This is a genomic window from Pseudomonas sp. TJI-51, from assembly GCF_000190455.2.
Taxonomy (GTDB): domain Bacteria; phylum Pseudomonadota; class Gammaproteobacteria; order Pseudomonadales; family Pseudomonadaceae; genus Aquipseudomonas; species Aquipseudomonas juntendi.
Map to the genome: position 1 here is coordinate 20,215 of NZ_AEWE02000023.1, position 17,627 is coordinate 37,841.

A 17,627-nucleotide genomic window follows, 5' to 3' on the forward strand; every position below is an offset into this window, starting at 1 on the left:
TGGTTAGTTCGGGAAAACCATCGTTTTGTCGAACCATTGCATCGCCCTTTGTGATTGGCGTATAAACACACAAACACCTATTAGCGGAGAACGCTATGAATACCATTCGCTGGAATGTCGCCGTCTCGGCCGACACCGACCAGTCGCTTCGGATGTTTCTGGCCAGCCAGGGCGGCGGCCGTAAGGGCGACCTGTCGCGCTTCATCGAAGAAGCGGTACGGGCACACATCCTGGAGCTGAGCGCTGAGCAGGCCAAGGCCGCTAACGCCCATCTGAGTGAGGCAGAATTGACCAACGCGGTTGACGAAGCGCTCGACTGGGCACGTAAGCGCTGATGCGGGTCGTGTTGGATACCAACATCCTGTTCAGCGCCCTGATCTCGCCACATGGCGCGCCCGATGCGATCTACCGTGCCTGGCGGGCGGCGCGTTTCGAGGTGGTGACCTCGCGGATGCAACTCGATGAAATTCGTCGAGCCAGCCGCTATCCCAAGCTTCAGGCCATCCTACAGCCCGCCAAGGTGGGCGCCATGATCAATAACCTGCAACGGGCTGTGGTACTGGAGCGCCTGACCATCGAGGTCGAAGCCGATGATCCGGATGACTCGTTTTTGCTGGCCATGGCCTTGGCGGGCGATGCGGACTACCTGGTAACCGGTGATCGCCGCGCCGGCCTGCTGCAACGCGGGCACATCGAACGCACGCGGATCGTCACGCCCGCCGTGTTCTGCGTCGAGGTGCTGTGATCAATGCCGGTCGGTTTTCTGACTCAAGAGCAACGCGACGGTTTTGGCCGCTATGTTGATTCGCCCAGCCGTGAAGAGCTGGAACGTTACTTCCACCTGAGCGATGAAGACCGTGAAGCCATCCAGGTGCTGCGGGGTAGCCATAACCGTCTGGGTTATGCCGTTCTGCTGACCACCGTCCGCTTCGTTGGCGTTCTGCCGGACAAGCCCGCCGCCGTGCCGGTGGAAGTCCTGCAGGTGCTTTGCCGACAACTGGCGATTCCAGACCCCGACTGCCTCCAGCGCTATAGCGATCATCGCCGCTGGATACATGCCACCGATATTCAGAACCGCTTTGGCTATCGTCATTTCACCGATCCGGGCATCGGCTTTCGCTTGAGCCGCTGGCTGTATGCCCTCTGCTGGACGGGCACCGACCGGCCGGGAGTGCTGTTTGAGCGAGCCACCTCGTGGCTGTTCACACAGAAAGTCCTCCTGCCTGGTGTGTCTCAACTAGAGCGCTTTATCGCCCAGTTGCGCAGTCGGGTCGAAGAACGCCTCTGGTTTACGCTGGGCCGCAGCGTGACTGAGGAACAGCGATTGCAACTGCAAGACTTGCTGACGGTGGCCGAAGGCAACCGCAGCTCCCGGCTGGATCAATTGCGCTCCGGCCCGGTCATGGTCAGTGGCCCCGCGTTGATTCGGGCACTGCGCCGGCTCGATGACGTGCGCGGCATCGGCATCACCTTGCCGGCGGCGGCGCACATCCCCCCCAGCCGTATCGCCGCCCTGGCCCGCTTCGCCAACACGGCCAAGGTCACCGCGATTAATCGGCTGCCGGCGTCGCGGCGGATGGCGACACTGGTGGCCTTCGCACTCTGCCTGGAGGCGACTGCGCACGACGACGCACTGGAAGTCCTGGAGGCCTTGCTGCGCGACCTGTTCAGCAACGCGGAGAAGGCCGACAAGAAAGCCCGCATGCGCAGCCTGAAAGACCTGGATCGGTCGGCCGCGACGCTCGCCGCCGCGTGCAAGGTCGTGCTGGACAGCTCGATCAGCGATGACAACGTGCGCGCCCGGCTGTTCAACGACCTGCCGAGGACCACCCTGGAAAAGGCCCTGGAAGAGGTCAACGCGCTGATCCGCCCGGTAGATGACGTCTATTTTCTTGCATTGGAAGCGCGCTACCGCAGCGTGCGCCGCTTCCTGCCCGACCTGCTCAAGCACATCCGCTTCGGCTTCAGCCCGGCCGGCAAGGGCGTGGCGGCTAGTCTGGGGGGGCTGCAACTGACCCTGCCGCGCCGGAAGCCAGAGGATGACGCGCCGCAGGAGATCGTGGCCAAGGCTTGGCAGAAGCACATCACCCGCGAAGATGGCTCCCTCGACATGGGTGCCTATGTGTTCTGCACGCTCGATGCGCTGCGCACGGCCCTGCGCCGCCGCGATGTCTTCGTCTCGCCCAGTTGGCGCTATGCCGACCCGCGCCTTGGCCTGCTCGACGGTGCCGAATGGCTGGCGGCGCGACCGATCATCTGCCGGTCACTGGGCCTGACCATCGACGCCAAAACCACCCTGGACGCCTTGTCCGTCGAGCTGGATGCAACCTGGCTGGCAGTAGCCGCGCGCCTGCCCGACAACCCGGCGATTCAACTGAGCGAGAACACCGAGGGCAAGACCGAACTGTCGCTCGGGGCGCTGGACAAGCTGGACGAGCCCTGCTCGTTGCTGCAACTGCGGGCGGCCGTGTCTGACCTGATGCCGCGTGTCGATCTGCCGGAAATCCTCTTGGAAATCGCCGCCCGCACTGGCTTTTCCGAGGCCTTCACCCATGTCTCCGAACGCAATGCACGCGCCGACAACCTGGTCACCAGCCTCTGCGCGGTGCTGTTGGGCGGGGCCTGCAACACCGGCCTGGAGCCCTTGATCCGCACCGACAACCCGGCGCTGCGCCGTGACCGGCTGTCCTGGGTCAGCCAGAATTATATCCGCGACGACACCCTGTCAGCGGCTAACGCCATCCTGGTCGGAGCGCAAAGCCAACTGGAACTGGCCCAAGTCTGGGGTGGCGGCGAGGTCGCCTCCGCCGATGGCATGCGCTTCGTCGTACCGGTGCGCACCGTGCATGCCGGCCCCAATCCGAAGTATTTCGGCACCGGCCGGGGTGTCACCTGGTACAACCTGATTTCCGACCAATTCTCCGGCCTCAACGCCATCACCGTGCCCGGCACGCTGCGCGACAGCCTGGTGTTGCTGGCGGTCGTGCTGGAACAGCAGACCGAGTTGCAGCCGACGCAAATCATGACCGACACCGGGGCCTACAGCGATGTGGTGTTCGGGCTCTTCCGCCTACTTGGCTACCACTTCAGTCCGCGGCTGGCCGATGTCGGCGGTACCCGCTTCTGGCGCACGCGCCCGGACGCGGACTACGGCAAGCTCAACGGGCTGGCCCGCCAGTCGGTCAAACTCGACCTGATCGCCGAGCACTGGGACGACCTGCTGCGCCTGGCCGGCTCGCTCAAACTCGGCCGGGTGCCGGCGACTGGCATCATGCGCACGCTGCAAACGGGAGATAGACCCACCCGGCTGGCCCAGGCGCTGGCCGAATTCGGGCGGATCGAAAAGACTCTGCACACGTTGACCTATATCGACGACGAGTCCAAGCGCCGCGCCACCCTGACCCAGTTGAACCGAGGCGAAGGCCGGCACAGCCTGGCCCGCGCCGTGTTCCACGGCAAACGCGGCGAGCTCCGCCAGCGCTACCGCGAAGGCCAGGAAGACCAGCTCGGTGCTCTGGGCCTGGTGGTGAACATCATCGTGCTGTGGAACACCCTCTACATGACGGCGGCCGTGGAACGGCTCAAGCAGCACGGCTATCCAGTGCTGGAAGAGGATTTGGCCCGGCTATCGCCGCTGATCTACGAGCACATCAACATGCTCGGGCGGTATTCCTTTGCGGTACCGGAAGAAGTTGCGCGCGGCGAGCTGCGGCCACTGCGTAATCCAGACGACGACCTGTGATCCCCCTAAACGCTATGAGCAACACCCAAGCTGCTGCTGGATCGGCGGGCACTTCACCGAGCCGAACGAACAGAAAACGCAGCAATCCCCTGGGTTGGGGCGCAGCAGCGCCTTGCAGTTGCTGCACTCGTAATAGAACTGGCAGGCGTCCGTGGGCATGGTTTCCGGCTTGGCGAAGCCGCAGCGCGGGCAAGTCAGCACGGACTCAAGGACAATGGCGCTCATCGTGACCTCACTTCTGCACTGTGGAGGGGTATCCCGCGTTCGCGGTCGCCTCAGTCAGTGCCTCGGGCTGGGCCTTATCGGGATCGTAGGTGACGGTCGCCGTCTTCTGGTCGAAATTGACCTGGACGTCACTCACGCCGGACACCTTCTCCAGCGACTTCTTGACCGTGATCGGACAGAGTCCGCACGTCATGTTCTGCACGTCGAGCGTGACGGTTTTCGGGGGAGCCGCCAGCGCCACGAAGGGCAAGGCGAAAAGCACGGCGATCAGCAGTTTGCGCATGGTTAATCTCCTTCAGTAGAACAGCGGGGCGAGCCACGGCACGGCCAATAGGCCGAGCAGCAGCACGCTGACGATCCAGAACACGAGTCGCTGTCGCACGAGCGTGCGCGGATTGGCGCAGGGTGTACCTGGCGTACAAACCTGTGGCACCAGGTAGAGCTTGCGGAATGCCAATCCCAGGAACAGTAGAGTCAACCCGATGAAGAGGGGGCGTAGTGGCTCCATCATGGTCAGAGCGCCCACCCACGTACCGCCGACACCGAGTGCCAACAGCACCAGTGGCCCGACACAGCACACCGACGCACCGATGGCGGTCAGCGAACTCGCGACCAGCGAGCCTTTCCCGGTGAGTTGCATCCCCATTCCCATCTCCTGAGCCTGATTGCCTAGGTGCTATTCTAAACTCCGTACCAAAGTACGGAATCAAGGAGAAAGTGATGGCCACAGAGCTGACCATTGGCAAGCTGGCAGACGCCGCCGGGGTGAACGTCGAGACGATCCGCTACTACCAGCGACGCGGGCTGCTGGATGAACCAGCCAAACCCTTGGGTGGCCATCGGCGCTATCCGGTGGACATGGTGAAGCGACTGCGTTTCATCAAGCGGGCTCAGGCGCTGGGTTTCACGCTCTCGGAAGTCGGTGGACTGCTGACGCTGGATGAGTCGTGCGCCTGTGCCGAAACGCGAGCACGGGCTGCACGCAAGCTCGCGTTGATCGAGCAGAAGATGGCCGACTTGGTCGTCATGCAGCAACTGTTAGGCGAACTGGTGCAGCAATGTGATGCGGGAGACGGCGGAACGATCTGCCCGATCATCGAGGCACTGATCAGAGAGTAATGCCTGGCGGGTGAGCTGGAGATCGGAAAGCCCCTTTACGGTGGGATTCAGAGCTTACGTTGGTTTTTGGTTCCATTGCTCCCCAAACCCCATGTACAAGGGCCAACTGGCCTTGGAGCTGCGCGAGCTGGGCTACGAGATCCGCGTACTCGATGGCAAAGGCAACTTCGAGCTGAATCACATTTCACGGGAACAGATCGAAGCATTCTCCAGCCGCAGCAAAGTCATTGAAGAAGCGTTGGCCAAGGACGGGAAAACCCGGGCCGACGCGACCACTCTGGAAAAACAAGTTATCTCAATGGCCACCAGGCCGCACAAAGACGAGCGCGACCACGATCTGGTGAAACAGTATTGGGTGACGAAAAGCCGCGAGTTAGGGATCGACTACGGCCCACAAAGCCGATTGGATGGCCGCGAGTATGGTGAATCAGGCCCAGCGTCAGGCGCTGGCCGCGTTCCATCTGATCCCAATCTACCCGCAGGGCTGACACCGGCCCAAGCCGTTGTGCAATACGCAATCAATCACCTGACCGAGCGTGAACAGGTTGTTACCCAGTTGGACCTGTTGACCGTGGCGCTCCAGCGTTCGGTAGGGTTGGCCGGGCCTGACCAGGTACGGGCCGAAATAGCCCGGCTGGTACAACAAGGTACGCTCATAGAGTCAGCACCGGCCTACTCAATGGCACAGCCCACGGAAAACGCGCCCGTGTTGTCGCCTGCAGGTTGGCAAGCTCACCTGCAGGAGTTGAAAGGCTGGACGGACAAGCAGGCAAAACAGTACGTGGCCACCGCCATCGAGCGCGGTTCATTGGTGCCAACCGAGAAGCGCTACACCACACAGAAAGGCTTGAAGCGCGAGAAAGCCATCCTTGCCATTGAGCGCACTGGCCGGGGCCAGGTGACGCCGCTCATGTCCCAGGAGCAGGTCGCTAAAGCACTTGAAGGATCAACCCTCACCGCTGGCCAACGGCAAGCCGTCGAGACCATCGTCAGCACGGAGAATCGGTTTGTCGGCATTCAGGGTGATGCTGGTACGGGCAAAACCTACTCCGTTGAGCGGGCCGTGCAACTGCTCACATCCGTCAACGAGGCAATGAGTTACGGCAAGACAGAGGATCAACTCGGCTATCGAATCCTCGCATTGGCGCCGTATGGGAACCAAGTTGCCGCACTCAAAAACGAGGGGATGGACGCTCATACCCTGGCCAGCTTTTTCAACACCAAAGACAAGACCCTGGACGAAAGGACTATCATTGTTCTCGACGAGGCCGGTGTCGTCGGCGCTCGCCAGATGGAACAGCTCATGCGGCTGGTGGAAAAGTTCGGGGCCCGCCTTGTTCAGCTGGGCGATACCAAACAGACCGAGGCCATCGAGGCGGGAAAACCATTCGCCCAGCTCCAGCAGAACGGCATGCAAACCGCCCGGATCAAGGAGATCCAGCGGCAGAAAGACCCCGAGTTGAAATTAGCCGTCGAGCACGCCGCCGATGGCAATACTCCCAAGTCGCTGCAGCACATCAAGCACATTGAGGAACTGCGCAACCCTATCGATCGACATCAAGCGATCGTCAACGACTACATGCAACTGACTGACCAGGAGCGTAGAGAGGTATTGATCGTTGCCGGTACAAACAAAGACCGCAAAGAGATCAACACTTTGGCGCGCAAGGCATTGGGCCTTGAGGGCCGGGGGGCGAAGTTCGACACGTTGAACCGCGTTGATATGACTCAGGCAGAGCGGCGCTACGCACCGACCTACCAGCAAGGAATGGTCATTCAGCCGGAGAAAGACTACAAAAAAGCGGGCTTGGTTCGTGGCGAGAACTACACCGTCAAACAGGCGTTACCGGGAAACATCCTTGTCGTGACCGGTGCCGATGGCCAGAGCCGTCAGATCAACTCGCGACAGGTTACAAAGCTCAGCGTCTACAAGGCAGAGCGCCCGGAGCTGTCCATTGGCGACCTGGTACGCATCACCCGCAACACGCCATCACTCGACCTCACCAACGGCGACCGGATGCGAGTTATCAGCACAGCCAACGGCATGATCGAGCTGGCTTCGACCAGAGAGCGCGACGGAAAGCCGGAGCGCGTGGTGAAGCTGCCATCGAACAAACCGCTGCACCTGGAACACGCTTATTCCGCGACTGTTCACAGTGCGCAGGGCCTAACCAATGATCGCGTGATGATCTCCGTGAACACCAAGAGCCGTACCACTTCGCTAAATCTGTTCTACGTGGCCATCAGTCGGGCGCGGTTGGAAGCGAGGATCTACACCGATGCTATCGCCGGTTTGCCGGGTTCTATTGCCAAGCGCTACGACAAAACCACGGCACTGGCGCTGCAAAAAGAGCGGGACGCCCAGCGCCTGCAGAAAGCGCACGCCCCGAAAACGGTTGTGGATGGGCCAAAAACCGAGCGAGCTTTGGAACGCGAAAAACGCATGCGGCCCAACAGCCCAAGCGGCGGCATACCAAATTAGTGAACTTTGCCTTATCTCGGCATGCCCCCTATTACCGTGCCATCCGCTCGGCTTTCGCGGTATTGCACAGCGCCACCGAGCATGTGCGCGAGAAGTCCGTCATGCGCCAGGTGACCATCAGCTTGATTCCGCTGTTTGGCATCAACCTGTTCATTCCGAGGCTGGTCGAGTTCCTGGCGCAAAACCCGGAACTGGACATCAACGTCACCTACGCAAACCACCGCAGCTATTCCAGCGAACCAGCCACTGGCCGGGCAATCACAGCGAGCCGCTGATCTCGGGTGCCGTCTCGCCCTATTGCAGCCGCGAATTCCTTCAGCGCCACGCCCCCATCGACTCGCCCCAGGCCTTGAGCCAACTGCCGTTGCTGCACGACGAAGAACGCGGCACCTGGGCCGAATGGTTTCAAGTCGCCGAGGTCAAGCACGCCAGTGCGCTCAATGGCTTGCTGCTCGAAGACGGGCAACTGGCGCTGACCGGCCTGGGTTGCTCGCTGCTGCGCGAGCCGTTGGTGGCGCCGATGTCGCCAGCGGCGAACTGGTAAAGCTGTTCGACCTGCACGTGGATGACGGCCGCCAGTACTACCTGTGCCGGCGCTCCAACAGCGAACTGTCCGACGAAAACCTGAGCTCAAGCGCAGCCTAGTGACGGCTACGCCAGCAACCGCTGATTGATCACCATTTGCTCACGCCCGCGCGCCACAATCCAACGGTGGAAGTCGCGGCAGTGGGCCTTGTCGAACGCGCCCTTGGCACCCACCAAAAAATACGCCGACGGCAAGGGCAAGGCCCGGGCAAACGGCCTGATCAAACGCCCATCTGACAACGCATCAGCCACCATTGAGTATTGCGCCAGTACCACACCCTGCCCCGCCAATGCGGCCTGGATTGCCATGGCAGACAAGGAATACACGCGGTAGCCATCGCGAATGCTTTCGCAGTCCACCTGTTGGGCCTTGAACCAGTCACGCCACGAAGGCGGCGAGGCAAACTTCGGTAGCCAGTCGATGGACAGCAGCGGATATGCCAGCAGGTCTGCCGGTTTGTTGAGCAGCACATCAGGCCGCAACAACCAAGGGCTGCACACCGGCACCACGCAATCGCGAAACAGTTCGATGGCGTTTTCCGTGGCCACGTAGTCGCCGTAGGTGAAGCGAAAATCGATGTCGTAGCCCTCTGGCGAAGGTTCGGCGTGACTGCCATCGAGAAACAAATTGAGTTCCGGGTGCTCGTCCTGCCAGGCATAGATGTGCGGTGCCAACCAATCCGACAGCAATGACGGCAAAGCGCTGATGCGCAGGTTGCTGGCGTTTTTCGACCGCTCGACCTCGACCTGGGCGATGCGCAGGCTCTCGAATGCCGCTGCGCAGCTATCGTGATAACGCTGGCCGGCGGCGGTCAGGCGAATACGCTTGCCGACCTTCAAGGTCAGGCTCAAGCCCAGGGTGTCTTCCAGCAGTTTCATTTGTTGGCTGACGGCACCGGCCGAGATACCCAGACGCTTGGCGGCCTCGACAATGCCGCCGAAACGTCCCACGGCTTCAAAAACCTGCAGCGCGCGCAGGGAAGGCAAGCTGTTCATCATCATCTCCATAGCAATCGACGGTTTTATACTTTAGCTGAGCTATAGCAAGCCACAGTTTTCGACATTTTTTGTATATGAAAAGCCTCGTATTCTGGCTTTGGCGGGTATTTACCTGTCCCGGTCAGGAGACGCCCCATGTTGTTACGCAAGACCCGATACGGTGCAGCCTCTGATGTAACCATGCGTACCAAAAAACCATAGTGGCCCGGCGACTCAGCCACCCCGGGCTTATCAGCACCGCGAAAAACAGCACCTTGCAGGCATTTTCCGTGAATTGGCCTGTATTTTGCATTAAATATATATACAGGTACTATCATATAAAGATTTTTCTGTAATACATCGTTAGCGTTCGATCCGTCAGACAAAGGAAAAACAACAATGAAAAAATTTGTACTCGCCACCGTCTTTGCATTGGCTTCCACCGGCGTCCTGGCCAAGGATTTAAGCGTCATTCGCTTTGGCGTCGATCCGACCTTCGCTCCGTTCGAATCGAAAAACCCCGACGGTCAACTGGTGGGCTTTGACATCGACCTGGGCAACGCCATTTGCGCCGAGCTGAAGGTCAAGTGCGTGTGGGTGGAAAACGCATTCGACAGCATCATCCCGGCGCTGCGGGCGAAAAAGTTCGATGCCGTGTTGTCGGCAATGACCATCAACGACCAGCGCAAAAAAAACGTGGACTTCTCCGACCGTCTCTATAACTCCCCCAACCGTTTGATCGCGAAAAAGGACAGCGGTCTGCTGCCTACGCCAGAATCCCTGAAAGGCAAGCGCGTCGGCGTAGCCCAAGGCACTACCCAAGAGACGTACGTCAAAAAAATCTGGGCGCCTAAAGGGGTGATCATGGTCACCTACCCCAATCAGGACTTGCTGTATCCGGACCTGGTCAGCGGCCGTATCGACGCCAGCCTGACCGATGCCGCCGTGGCCGAACTGGGTTTTTTGCAAACGCCTAAGAACACCGGTTTCGCCTTCGCCGGCGACGCTGTGTACAACCAGGAACTGCTGGGCGAAGGCATTGCCATCGGCCTGCGCAAGAACGAGCCGCAGCTGATGGAAGCCATCAACCGGGCACTGGCCGAAATGCACAAGAACGGCACCTACGACACCATCCAGAAGAAGTACTTCACCTTCGACATCTACAACTAAAAGCCCTGCGCTTGACCGGTGCCGGAACGCTCGCGGCTTGGTGATCCGGCGCCTTGCCCATCCATTTCGCGCAAGGGCCGGCCCCCGGGCCGCCCTTGCCAACGGAGAGACAGAACATGCTTTTACAGGGCTATGGTTCGCTCATTCTCGAAGGTACGTTGGCGACCATCCAGCTGGCACTGATGTCCATGGTACTGGCCGTCACGCTGGGCCTGATCGGCGCATCAGCCAAACTATCGAAACAACCGCTGCTGCGTCACCTGGCCGCCGGCTACACCACGCTGATTCGCAGCGTGCCGGACCTGGTGATCATGTTGTTGCTGTTCTTCAGCCTGCAGATCTGGCTGAACAACCTGACTGAATGGCTGGACACCGAACAGATTGACATCAACCCCTTCGCGGCCGGGGTGCTGACCCTGGGTTTCATCTACGGTGCCTATTTCACCGAGACCTTCCGCGGCGCTTTTCAGTCCGTGCCAGCCGGCCAGTTGGAAGCTGCCGTGGCCTACGGCATGAATCGTCGGCAGGTGTTTGTGCGGGTGCTGTTTCCACAAATGATGCGCTTCGCCCTACCGGGAATCGGCAACAACTGGCAGGTGTTGATCAAGGCCACGGCGCTGGTGTCGATCATTGGTTTGATCGATATCGTCAAAGTCACCCAGGACGCGGGCAAGAACTCCATGGACCTGTTTTTCTTCAGCGTGGTCGGCGGCCTGATCTACCTGGCCCTGACCACCGTTTCCAACGGCGTGCTGATGTGGCTTGAACGCCGCTACTCGGTGGGCGTCAGAGGTGCGCAGCTATGATCGATATCGTCCAGGAGTACTGGAAAGCCTACCTTTGGTTTGACGGCTACCAACTCTCAGGCGTGGCCATGACCCTCTGGCTGCTAGTCGCTTCCATCGCCATCGGCGGCACCCTGGCCGTGCCGCTGGCCGTGGCACGAGTCTCGTCCAATCCGCTGCTGCGCATGCCCGTATGGTTCTACACCTACGTGTTTCGCGGCACGCCGTTGTATATCCAACTGCTAATCCTCTACACCGGGATCTACAGCTTGCAAGTGGTGCGCGACCAACCGACCCTCGATGCGTTTTTTCGCGAGGGCATGAACTGCACCCTGCTGGCCTTTGCCCTCAACACGTGCGCCTACACCACGGAGATTTTCGCCGGCGCCATCCGCGCCACGCCCTATGGCGAGATCGAAGCAGGCCGCGCCTATGGCATGTCCACCTTCACCCTGTACCGGCGAATCATCCTGCCCTCGGCATTGCGCCGTTCGCTGCCGTACTACAGCAACGAAGTGATCCTGATGCTGCACTCCACCACTCTCGCCTTCACCGCCACCGTGCCCGATCTATTGAAGGTCGCTCGCGACGTCAACTCTGCGACCTACTCCTCGTTCGAAGCCTTCGGCCTGGCGGCGGTGCTGTACGCGCTGATGGTGTTTACCCTGGTCTGGCTGTTTCGTCGCTGCGAAGTGCGCTGGCTGGCCTTCTTGCAACCGCAGGCGCATTGAGTGACCGTCCTTTTGGAGACATCGAACATGTATAAGCTAAGCGTAGATGAGCTGCACAAGAAATACGGCGACCACGAAGTACTCAAGGGCGTATCGCTCAAGGCCAAAGCTGGCGACGTAATCAGCATCATTGGCTCCAGCGGCTCGGGCAAAAGCACCTTCCTGCGTTGCATCAACTTCCTGGAACAGCCGTGCGCCGGAACCATCACGGTAAACAACGAGCAAATCCGCACCAAACAGGATCTCAACGGCGCGCTGCGGGTGGCCGACCCGCGTCAGCTGCAAAAAGTGCGCACCAAACTGGCGATGGTGTTCCAGCACTTCAACCTGTGGCAGCACATGACCGTGCTGGAGAACATCATCGAAGCACCGGTGCATGTGCTGGGCGTCAAGCGCAAGGACGCAGAGGCACGCGCGCGGCAGTACCTGCATAAAGTCGGTCTGGACCCGAGCGTTGAGAAAAAATACCCGTCCCACCTGTCCGGCGGCCAGCAGCAAAGGGTCGCCATTGCCCGTGCCTTGGCCATGGAACCGGAAGTGATGTTGTTCGACGAACCCACTTCCGCGCTGGATCCGGAACTGGTGGGCGAGGTGCTGAAAGTGATGCAGGCCCTGGCCGAGGAAGGTCGCACCATGGTCGTGGTCACCCACGAGATGGGGTTTGCGCGCAACGTCTCCAACCATGTGATGTTCCTGCACCAAGGCCGGGTTGAAGAGCAAGGTCCGCCGGGTGAAGTGCTGGTCAGTCCGCAAAGCGAGCGCTTGACCCAGTTCCTCTCCGGCCGCCTGAAGTAACCCCATTTCGACAGGAGACAACCATGAGTAACGGTTTTCCATCACACCGCAGCTTTACCCAGCAGCGTGAACAATTCCTCGCCGCCGCCGAGGCCGTCGGCGCCCGTCTTAGCCATTACCCGCACCCATTGCGCGGCCCGTTCGCCGAGGCCCTGGGCACAGATGTGGCCCTGCTCGGCAACCCCCAGGCCAAACGGGTGTTGGTGGCCTTGAGCGGCACCCACGGCGTGGAAGGTTATTACGGCTCGGATTGCCAGCGCCAATGGCTGCAAACCTTCAGGGAGCGCAGCCTGCCCGACGACGTCGCGGTACTGATGATCCACTTGATCAACCCGTGGGGCACGGCCTGGATGCGTCGGGTCAACGAGGACAACATCGACCTCAACCGCAACTACCTGGACTTCACTAAGACACCACCCGACAACGCGGCTTATGAAACTCTGCACCCGATCTACACCTGTACCCAACTGCGTGGCCCCGAACGTGAGCGCGCCGATGCCCAGCTCAATGAACGGATCAGCCGCGAGGGCTGGTCGGCGGTGATGTCGATTGTCGAGGCCGGTCAGTATCGCCATCCCGATGGCCTGTTCTACGGCGGTAACAGCTCAAGTTGGTCGAACCAGACCCTGCACCGGATCCTCGGCGAACACCTGGCACACGCCGAGGTCGCGATGTGCTTCGACCTGCACACCGGCGCGGGCGATTATGGCCATCCGATGTTGATGACCATTGCCCAGGCCTCGTACCCGGCACTGCCCCAGGCCCAGGTGTTGTTCGGGCCCTGGCTGTTCACCCTGATGACCAGCGCCAACAGCCAGAGTGACACCGGCGTTGCTGCCACTGCCACCGGTTACACCTCCCAGGCCATCATCAACGCCTTGCCTCATGTGCAACTGATGCCGTTCGTGATCGAGTGCGGCACCTACCCTGGTCAACAAATCCATGCGGTGCTGCGCGACGATCAGTGGCTGCACCTACACGGCGACCCAACCGGCCCCGAAGCACGGCAGATCAAGTTGCAACTGCTTGAACAATTCTTCCCCGCGGACAGCGACTGGCAAGAGTTGGTGTGGGTGCGAACGCGGCAGATCTGGGAACGGGCGTTGTCCGCGATAGGCACGCGCGGCGGTCTGTAAAACGCACAGCACCCAGTGTGGGAGCGAGCAAGCTAGCTCCCACAGGAGATGTTCGTGGGGACGCGATAAACACTTAAGAGAACCTAAACCAAATATCAGTTTTATCCATCTATTCTTACTCAACTGGCCTCTCGTATTCTGGATCCGTTGTTAGCCACGATCCGAAGAATAATAAGGAGAGACCCCATGTTTATGCGCAACGCCTGGTATGTCGCCGCCAGTGAAACCGAACTCGGTGAGCAACTGTTTGCGGTCAAGCTGCTGAATGAGGCGGTAGTGCTTTACCGCAAAGGCGATGGCACCCCGGTCGCCCTAGAAGATGCCTGCCCGCATCGCAAACTGCCGTTGTCCTTAGGGCGGCGCCAAGGTGACGACATCGAATGCGGTTACCACGGCCTAACCTTCGACTGCTCGGGCAGTTGCGTGCGCGCCCCCGGCAGTAAGCACGTTCCCCAAGGCGCCAAGGTGCGCAGTTATCCGCTGGCCGTGCGCTACGGCCTGATCTGGATCTGGATGGGCGATGCCGAGCTGGCCGACGCCAGCAAGATTTGCCACGTGCCCGAATGGGGCGATCCGGCCTGGGGCCTGAATCGTGGCGACAGCATGGTCATCCCCTGCAACTACCTGTACATGACCGACAACCTGCTCGACCCCTCCCACGTGGCCTGGGTTCACCAGTCCTCCTTTGGCAGCGCCGCATGCGCCCAGGAGCCGCTGCAAACTACGGTGACAGACGTCGGCGTGATCGTGTCGCGGTGGATGCGCGACATCGAAGTGGCGCCGTTCTACGCCAAGTTCGTCAAGTTCAGCGGCAACTGTGACCGCAAGCAGCATTACGAAGTGCACTACCCGGCCCAGGCCATCATCAAGGCCATCTTCACCCCGGCCGGCACCGGATCGGATGCCGGGCCGGTGCACGAACAGGTGTTCTTGATGAACTCCTACAACTTCATGACCCCCATCGATGAGTCCACCACCCGCTACTACTGGTTCCAGGTGCGCAACTTCGACCAGGACAACGAGGAAGTCTCGCGCCAGTTCGATGAGGACGTACGTCACGCTTTCGCCGAAGACCGCGTGGTGCTCGCCGCCGTCCATCAAGGCATGGCCAACAAGTGCAGCCCCAATATCGACCTGGCCTCCGACTCGGGACCCCTGCGTTTCCGGCGTAACCTGGCCAAATTGATTGCCCAGGAACAACCTGCGGACTTGATCCCGCTGGTACAAGGCCAGACCGCAAACAGCGGGGGTTTGAGATGAGCAGCCAACCCCAAGGTTTCAAGGCTTGGCGGGTGATCGAGAAAACGCCGGAAAGCGCGGTCATTACCTCCTTCGTCCTCGCGCCGCAGGACGGTCCTGCACCCATGGACTTTCGTCCGGGGCAGTTCCTCACGGTGCGGCTGGTGTTGGGCGACGGCACTCGAGTGCTGCGTAACTACAGCGTCAGTGCCCTCACGGACAACCCGCTCCAGGTACGAATTTCGGTCAAGCGTGAACCCGCCCCGTTCGATCGCCAAGACCTGCCGGCCGGACAAGGTTCCAACCACCTGCACGACGGCGTGCGGGTTGGCGACGTACTCGACATCGCAGGCCCATCCGGCACCTTTGTGCTGGACGAGCAAAGTCCAAGGCCGGTGGTGCTGTTCAGCGGCGGCGTCGGTTTGACGCCCATGCTGAGCATGCTGCATCGCCTGAGCGGCCAGTCGATGCGCCCGGTGCACTTTCTGCACGCCTGCGAAAACGGCGCGGTGCATGGGTTTCGCGATGAAGTGCTGGCCCTGGCCGACCGGCGCCCGGGCATTGAAGTGCACTTCTGTTATCGCAATCCGAGCGAGGCGGATCGTGACCGCTTTCACAGCCAGGGCCTGATCAGTCGCCAAACCCTGCAAAGCCTGCTGCCGTTGGACGACTATGATATCTACCTGTGCGGCCCCAGACTTTTCATGCAGGCCAACTGGCGGCTGTTGCGCAGCCTTGGGGTGGCCCGCGAACGAATTCATTACGAGTTTTTTGGCCCGGCGACGGTGCTTGAGGAAGACGACGTCAGTCCAGCGCCGCCACCTGAGCCGACGCTGAGCGAACCTGTGGCAAAGGACGGTGCCGTAAGTGTCTGCTTCATGCCGTCCGGCACCCGCGTAGCCTGGGATGAAAACTGCCATTCATTGCTCGAATTGGCCGAACAGGCGGGCCTGACTCCGGCGTTCAATTGCCGGGCGGGCTTGTGCAATACCTGCCAGGTGAGCTTGCGCGAAGGTACGGTCGAGTACTTCGACGACCCGCTGGACGCTCCGCAAAACGGTGACATCCTGTTGTGCTGCACGCGGCCCACCAGTGCGATCACGGTGCAACTGCGCCAATAGTAAGCGCCGTAGGCGAAGTCGGCCGCGTGTCTGATGCTGGGCGCGAAAAATCAGATCCAATATTTGGGTACCCGTCTTGGCTATAAGCGTCAGGGCATGGCGCCCAGCAGTTGAGCGCGCTTCTTCGAGGTTGCTGCGGTGATCGGCGACCACCGCCACGTCAACACCGCGTTGCTTGGCGGCAACCAGCGCTCGGGTAACGTCTGGACTGGTGAAGACGTACGCAGCAACGCGGATAGAGCTGGTGGCCGCGTAAATGGTGCGCAAGACTAGTTTCTGTGCAGAGCCCTCGGGCTAGAAACCGACCTCGATGCGACGGCTTGCGTCGCCCTCGTTGTCAGCAGCCAGGGCCAGCACTTGCAGGCTGCCCCCCGCGACCAGTGCCATCGTCAACGCCAGTGGCTTGAAAACTCTAGAAACCATGTTCTACAGGCCCCCAAATATCGTTGGCCTTTTTAGTCAAACCCTCATCGTCCTTGCAGGACTCAACAGTCTCCCCCCGTGCGGCTTTCGTGCGCGAAGGACTGAAATGTCCGTGCTTGTAACGCTTGATACTGAAATATTTCTGGATGTACTTGTCGCAGTCACCATCGCGGGTCATGCCAAGTAGACAAAGAACAGCACCGCAAGCGTCGGGGTTACTGTCATGGCCATAGGGCGGCTGGACCGGTTCATCAGCAACGGCTGGACCTGACAGCAATAACGCTCCCAGCAAAAAAACGGATGGAAGTTTTTGCATAAATCCCCCTTTTCTCGCGTGCGAGAAATTCAATTGATGATCTGTACGAAAGATGGCTCGACTTGCGCTTGCCCTTGGCCGGATGCCAGCGCAGCGGCTGGTTTGGGATCAGCGAAGCGTTGGAACTGTTCAACCGGCGCAGCATCGCCAGTGTCCAGCGCAACTTGAATCCTTGACTGCTCAGGGCTCGCCGGTTGCATCGCAGCCTGTTGAGCGGGTTGCGGTGCCTGGCCGTTTTCGTCGGTCACAATCACCCATGGGTCACTATGTTTTGACGAAGCTGTACGAGCGCGCACAGGCGTTTTTCGTGCCCCTGGTGATGCAACCGCTACGGGTATCGCCTCATCGCCTGCAGTGGCCTCCACAGCAGGCACAATCGGATCAGCACTCGAAGGATTCAGGGCACCGACCACAACTTTCTGCACGTAGGACAGATCACCCTCTTTGTCCGGGCGATAACCACGTACAGGGTTCCCGCTGTAGTACATCGAGAGCGAGTCGCGCAGGGCTTCTTGTGGGTTCGGATTCGCGGTCAGGGCTTTGGTGTAGTTCTTGACCATCAGCTCGCTAATCGCCTGCAGGTTGCGGCACGGCTCAAACGCTTGGGCGTAGCTCAGGCCGAGAGCCCGCATGTTCGTCACCAGGAGCTGGCCAATACCGACCGAGAAACGGAAGCCTTCGCGCTCCAACCGTTCGGCGGTGGCCACCGCTTCACGCAACGACTTGGGCTGACGCTCCAATCGGCCATCGACAACCCCAATAGGGGTGCATAGAGAAAAC

The 17,627-nt window shown here is 60.4% G+C and carries 20 protein-coding genes and 2 pseudogenes; 13 read left to right on the forward strand and 9 right to left on the reverse strand.

What is annotated here, in order from left to right; translation table 11 throughout:
• Positions 1 to 95 precede the first annotated feature (95 nt).
• Genes G1E_RS05975 through G1E_RS05985 form a run of 3 tightly spaced genes read left to right on the forward strand, consistent with a single transcriptional unit; the run spans position 96 to position 3,742 of the window.
• On the forward strand, positions 96 to 335 hold the full coding sequence (locus G1E_RS05975) for a ribbon-helix-helix domain-containing protein (protein ID WP_003089107.1): 240 nt from the start codon (positions 96 to 98) through the stop codon (positions 333 to 335).
• Complete coding sequence (locus G1E_RS05980) at positions 335 to 745, forward strand: putative toxin-antitoxin system toxin component, PIN family (RefSeq protein WP_003150546.1); 411 nt, start codon at positions 335 to 337, stop codon at positions 743 to 745. The genes G1E_RS05975 and G1E_RS05980 overlap by 1 nt, the downstream gene beginning before the upstream one ends.
• A gap of 3 nt (positions 746 to 748) precedes the next feature.
• Positions 749 to 3,742, forward strand: coding sequence for a Tn3 family transposase (locus G1E_RS05985; protein WP_047149693.1), 2,994 nt, complete (start codon positions 749 to 751; stop codon positions 3,740 to 3,742).
• Between the two features lie 12 nt (positions 3,743 to 3,754).
• Here G1E_RS05985 and G1E_RS05990 read toward each other — a convergent pair whose 3' ends face one another.
• Genes G1E_RS05990 through G1E_RS06000 form a run of 3 tightly spaced genes read right to left on the reverse strand, consistent with a single transcriptional unit; the run spans position 3,755 to position 4,613 of the window.
• Positions 3,755 to 3,967: a GDCCVxC domain-containing (seleno)protein gene (locus G1E_RS05990; protein WP_003089113.1), complete on the reverse strand. Its 213-nt coding sequence runs from the start codon at positions 3,965 to 3,967 to the stop codon at positions 3,755 to 3,757.
• 7 nt (positions 3,968 to 3,974) lie between these two features.
• Positions 3,975 to 4,250: a mercury resistance system periplasmic binding protein MerP gene (merP, locus tag G1E_RS05995; RefSeq protein WP_003150552.1), complete on the reverse strand. Its 276-nt coding sequence runs from the start codon at positions 4,248 to 4,250 to the stop codon at positions 3,975 to 3,977.
• Positions 4,251 to 4,262: 12 nt separating this feature from the next.
• Positions 4,263 to 4,613, reverse strand: coding sequence for a mercuric transporter MerT family protein (locus G1E_RS06000; protein ID WP_009682418.1), 351 nt, complete (start codon positions 4,611 to 4,613; stop codon positions 4,263 to 4,265).
• A gap of 74 nt (positions 4,614 to 4,687) precedes the next feature.
• On the opposite strand from G1E_RS06000, the gene merR reads away from it, so the two are divergent.
• The 3 genes and pseudogenes from merR to G1E_RS06015 form a co-directional block, all read left to right on the forward strand.
• Positions 4,688 to 5,086, forward strand: a complete 399-nt coding sequence (gene merR / locus G1E_RS06005; RefSeq protein WP_003089120.1) for an Hg(II)-responsive transcriptional regulator — start codon at positions 4,688 to 4,690, stop codon at positions 5,084 to 5,086.
• Between the two features lie 91 nt (positions 5,087 to 5,177).
• Positions 5,178 to 7,568 (forward strand): AAA family ATPase, encoded by a 2,391-nt coding sequence (locus tag G1E_RS06010; RefSeq protein ID WP_009682419.1) that lies wholly within the window; start codon positions 5,178 to 5,180, stop codon positions 7,566 to 7,568.
• 29 nt (positions 7,569 to 7,597) lie between these two features.
• Positions 7,598 to 8,213, forward strand: a pseudogene (locus G1E_RS06015) (LysR substrate-binding domain-containing protein); the annotation flags it as partial.
• Positions 8,214 to 8,219: 6 nt separating this feature from the next.
• On the opposite strand, the gene G1E_RS06020 reads toward G1E_RS06015, so the two are convergent.
• Both G1E_RS06020 and G1E_RS28610 read right to left on the reverse strand, forming a co-directional pair.
• Complete coding sequence (locus G1E_RS06020; protein ID WP_009682420.1) at positions 8,220 to 9,149, reverse strand: LysR substrate-binding domain-containing protein; 930 nt, start codon at positions 9,147 to 9,149, stop codon at positions 8,220 to 8,222.
• 26 nt (positions 9,150 to 9,175) lie between these two features.
• A complete protein-coding gene (locus G1E_RS28610; RefSeq protein WP_146226822.1) occupies positions 9,176 to 9,574 on the reverse strand; it encodes a hypothetical protein in 399 nt (132 codons plus the stop codon).
• On the opposite strand from G1E_RS28610, the gene G1E_RS06025 reads away from it, so the two are divergent.
• The 7 genes from G1E_RS06025 to G1E_RS06055 all read left to right on the forward strand — a co-directional run bounded on the left by G1E_RS06025 (position 9,531) and on the right by G1E_RS06055 (position 16,108).
• On the forward strand, positions 9,531 to 10,301 hold the full coding sequence (locus tag G1E_RS06025; RefSeq protein ID WP_009682421.1) for an ABC transporter substrate-binding protein: 771 nt from the start codon (positions 9,531 to 9,533) through the stop codon (positions 10,299 to 10,301). The genes G1E_RS28610 and G1E_RS06025 overlap by 44 nt on opposite strands.
• 116 nt (positions 10,302 to 10,417) lie before the next feature.
• Positions 10,418 to 11,107 (forward strand): ABC transporter permease, encoded by a 690-nt coding sequence (locus G1E_RS06030; RefSeq protein WP_009682422.1) that lies wholly within the window; start codon positions 10,418 to 10,420, stop codon positions 11,105 to 11,107.
• On the forward strand, positions 11,104 to 11,817 hold the full coding sequence (locus tag G1E_RS06035; protein ID WP_009682423.1) for an ABC transporter permease: 714 nt from the start codon (positions 11,104 to 11,106) through the stop codon (positions 11,815 to 11,817). Before G1E_RS06030 ends, G1E_RS06035 begins: the two co-directional genes overlap by 4 nt.
• 27 nt (positions 11,818 to 11,844) lie before the next feature.
• Positions 11,845 to 12,612, forward strand: coding sequence for an ABC transporter ATP-binding protein (locus tag G1E_RS06040; RefSeq protein WP_009682424.1), 768 nt, complete (start codon positions 11,845 to 11,847; stop codon positions 12,610 to 12,612).
• A 23-nt stretch (positions 12,613 to 12,635) separates the two neighbouring features.
• A complete protein-coding gene (locus G1E_RS06045) occupies positions 12,636 to 13,748 on the forward strand; it encodes a DUF2817 domain-containing protein (protein WP_009682425.1) in 1,113 nt (370 codons plus the stop codon).
• A gap of 186 nt (positions 13,749 to 13,934) precedes the next feature.
• Positions 13,935 to 15,008 (forward strand): aromatic ring-hydroxylating dioxygenase subunit alpha, encoded by a 1,074-nt coding sequence (locus G1E_RS06050; protein ID WP_009682426.1) that lies wholly within the window; start codon positions 13,935 to 13,937, stop codon positions 15,006 to 15,008.
• Complete coding sequence (locus G1E_RS06055) at positions 15,005 to 16,108, forward strand: FAD-binding oxidoreductase (RefSeq protein WP_009682427.1); 1,104 nt, start codon at positions 15,005 to 15,007, stop codon at positions 16,106 to 16,108. Before G1E_RS06050 ends, G1E_RS06055 begins: the two co-directional genes overlap by 4 nt.
• 72 nt (positions 16,109 to 16,180) lie before the next feature.
• Here G1E_RS06055 and G1E_RS29210 read toward each other — a convergent pair.
• From G1E_RS29210 to G1E_RS06060, 4 genes and pseudogenes are all read right to left on the reverse strand, one after another.
• Positions 16,181 to 16,375, reverse strand: a pseudogene (locus G1E_RS29210) (phospholipase D-like domain-containing protein); the annotation flags it as partial.
• Positions 16,376 to 16,402: 27 nt separating this feature from the next.
• Entirely contained in the window at positions 16,403 to 16,531 is a 129-nt protein-coding gene (locus G1E_RS29215; protein WP_254925078.1) for a hypothetical protein, read from the reverse strand.
• A complete protein-coding gene (locus G1E_RS27340) occupies positions 16,521 to 16,847 on the reverse strand; it encodes a TrbM/KikA/MpfK family conjugal transfer protein (protein WP_053070061.1) in 327 nt (108 codons plus the stop codon). The genes G1E_RS29215 and G1E_RS27340 overlap by 11 nt, the downstream gene beginning before the upstream one ends.
• Positions 16,848 to 16,876: 29 nt before the next feature.
• Positions 16,877 to 17,627: lytic transglycosylase domain-containing protein (locus G1E_RS06060; protein WP_047149695.1), on the reverse strand; the 751-nt coding region annotated here is incomplete at its 5' end.